3 protein-coding genes are annotated in these 3,006 nt (G+C 63.1%); all 3 read right to left on the bottom strand.

Features of this window, described 5'->3' with window-relative positions; genetic code table 11:
* The coding region (locus M1617_06425) for an AarF/UbiB family protein (protein ID MCL5887906.1) at positions 1 to 910 on the bottom strand (910 nt) is incomplete at its 3' end.
* Entirely contained in the window at positions 907 to 1,275 is a 369-nt protein-coding gene (locus M1617_06420) for a hypothetical protein (GenBank protein ID MCL5887905.1), read from the bottom strand. The genes M1617_06425 and M1617_06420, both read right to left, overlap by 4 nt.
* 100 nt (positions 1,276 to 1,375) lie before the next feature.
* On the bottom strand, positions 1,376 to 2,887 hold the full coding sequence (gene gatA / locus M1617_06415; protein MCL5887904.1) for an Asp-tRNA(Asn)/Glu-tRNA(Gln) amidotransferase subunit GatA: 1,512 nt from the start codon (positions 2,885 to 2,887) through the stop codon (positions 1,376 to 1,378).
* Positions 2,888 to 3,006: the final 119 nt, after the last annotated feature.

Below are 3,006 nucleotides of genomic sequence, written 5' to 3'. Positions count from 1 at the left end.
CGGGCAAGGCGAAATAGTTGCCTGGGTGGGCATCGGCGTGGAAGTGGCCGATCTCCAGCATCTGGCTCAGGTAACAACGAATCCCTCTCTCGGCGAGAAGAGCCCTGTCGACCCCTTCGGCATCGAGAAGATCGACGCGGTTCATGCGGATACCCACCACTCGATCCAGCGTCAGGACCTTCGAGCTCGTTCTAGCCCAATGAACTCGCGGGAAGAACACCGTGTCGTCATCGCGGAAGGCCCTCCACAGGAGCTCCGCATTGGATGCCTCCTTGATGTAGTCGAGCTCCTCGAGAATCGCGGCCGCGAACTCCTCGGCGATGGCGACCGCGTCGATGTCGCGAAAGACGTCGGTGTGCGAAGCGAGCCACTTGACCTGCGTGAGAACGATGTCGATGTCCACGGCCACCTTGGCGCGGACGCCTGGGCGCTGAATTTTGACCGCGACCTCGGTGCCGTCATGGAGCGTCGCGAAGTGGACCTGCCCGATCGAGGCCCCCGCGGTCGGGATCTCATCGAACTCGAGGAACACCTCGGAAAGCGGCGCGTCGAACTCGGTCTCGATGACCTTGCGGATCGTCTCGAAGGACTCCGGCGAGACCTCGTCTTGTAGCTTACGCAACGATGCGGCCAGCTGCGGCGAAATCACATCGGTACGTGTGGAGATCGCTTGCCCGGCCTTGACGAACATGGGCCCGAGCCGCTCGAGTGTGCGCCGGATGCGCTCCTCGACATCCACCGGCTGTGCATCGCGACTGACCGAGGGTGGCTTGGGAACCCGGCCAAACCTGCGCAGGCTGAAAGCATCAATCACCACGTGGAGCCCTTCCTCGGCGAGTATGCCGAGTATCTCGCGATGGCGCTCGAGGTGCCTTAGCGGTCCGGGGTCCTTGCGACCGGGGATCTTCACTGCCCGTCGGGCTCGTCAGCTCGGGGTCTGCTCTGTGCGATCAGTGCCTTGATCTCGGTAAGCTCCGCCTCGAGGCGCGCGATGTCCTTCCTTGAGGCCAGCCCCATCCCCTCGACGACTTTAGCCGTCTCCTTGGCGACCGTCTTGCTCAGAGATGTCGTGGTCTCATCGGCTTTGTTAGCTAGCCTGCCGACGAATCCCTCGGATTCGCTCTTCGTCATCTGGCCGCGCTTGATTAGCTCGTCGGCGAGCTCTTCGGCCTTCTCTCTGGCCACGCTCGTGGCGCCAAGACCCATGAGGAACGCCTTTTCGATGAGTCCTGTTTCCGATCCGCGCTCTTCGCTCTTCTTCTCACTGTCGCTCATGGTCGACCCTTTCTCGAATCGGGCATATCCGTCCACATGGATGATTCCCAATACGAGGCCACACATATCAGCCAGCAAGAATGGTGAAGCGTCGTTTCGATCAGCGGGTCGGCGGTGAAGTGTCGAATCCGATGGCCTTCTCGTAAGCCGAAGCCGCCCGGAACATCCGCTCTTCTGCAAAGTAGTTAGCGATGAACTGCACTCCGATCGGCATCCCGGTAGCCGGACACAACCCAGCGGGAAGACTCATCGCAGGCAGCCCGGCGAGGTTCGCGGGTATCGTGTAGGCGTCAGTGAGGTACATCGCCATCAAATCCTCGGCTTTCTCGCCTAACCGGAAAGCGACCGACGGCGTCGTTGGCGTCAGGATGATGTCGAAGCGCTCGAACGCGGCGGCAAAATCTTGCTTGATGAGCGTGCGAGCCCGCTGCGCCTTGCCGTAGTAAGCATCGTAGTAACCCGCCGAGAGAACGTAGGTCCCCAGCATGATTCTGCGCATGACCTCAGGCCCGAGCCCCTCAGAACGCGAGCGATTATAGAGTTCGAGAACGTCTTCGGCTCCGGCGGCGCGATGGCCGTAACGGATGCCATCGAAGCGCGCCATGTTCGAGCTCGCCTCGGCAGGCCCGATGATGTAGTAAGCCGAGAGCCCGTGTGCGGTGCTTGGTAGCTCGACCTCGTCCACCTCGGCCCCGAGCTTCGCGAAGACATCGGCCGCAGCGCGAACTGCCGAGACGACCTCGGGCGAGGCCCCTTCGGCTTCGAGTAGGTCGGTCACGAGACCGACACGCAGGCTGGAGACGCCTTGCTCGACTCCACAGCGCGCCGCCGCCACGTAATCGCCGACGGGCAGATCGACGCAGGTGGCGTCTGCCGGATCGTGGCCGGCTATCGATTGCAGGGTCAGGGCGGTGTCCTCTACCGATCGCCCGAACATCCCGACCTGGTCGAGCGAGCTCCCGAATGCGCTGACGCCGTAGCGGGAGACGCGGCCGTAAGTCGGCTTGACTGCGACTGTGCCGGTGAGTGCTCCGGGCTGTCGCACCGATCCGCCGGTATCGCTGCCGAGTGAAACGACGACCTGCCCTGCGCTGACGCATGCGGCGCTGCCGCCGCTACTGCCTCCGGGTACCCGCTCAAGGTCCCAGGGATTGCGGGTCGGACGGAAAGCGGAGTTCTCCGTGGAGCTGCCGAAGGCGAACTCATCCATGTTGCACTTGCCCATCAGGATCCCGCCGGCATCCAAAAGGCGCCTGGCCGCGGTGGAGTCGTGCACGCTCTCGTAATTGGCGAGCATCCGGGAGCTGCAAGTGGTCCGCGTCCCGATGAGGTTCATGTTGTCCTTCAGCGCCACCGGAACACCTGCGAGTGGCGGGAGGGCTACCGCGGGATCGAGCCCTTCGCGCAGAGCGTCGGCCCGGGCCTCGTCGATGCGATCCGCCGAAGCCAACGCAAGCTCTTCTGTCACCTGGTTGAAAGCCCCGATGCTCTCGTCGGTCGCATGAATCCTCGCAAGCGAGGACTCAGCGATCTCCCTTGCCGAGACATCCCCTGTCACGAAGCGCGTTCTTGCCTCGGAAGCTCGCGCGTTGGAAAGCCAGTCAGCGCTCATTCGTCACCGCCTTCGATGCCCATGATCCTCGGGATCGCAAATGCCCGGCCATCGGAATCGGGGGCGTTGCGAAGCGCGTCTTCGCGCGAGAGTCCGGGGCGCACGACATCTGGTCGAGT

It is taken from the genome of Actinomycetota bacterium (genome assembly GCA_023488435.1).
In the GTDB taxonomy this organism is placed as follows: domain Bacteria; phylum Actinomycetota; class Coriobacteriia; order Anaerosomatales; family UBA912; genus UBA912.
This window is presented reverse-complemented; position numbering and strand designations above follow the sequence as displayed.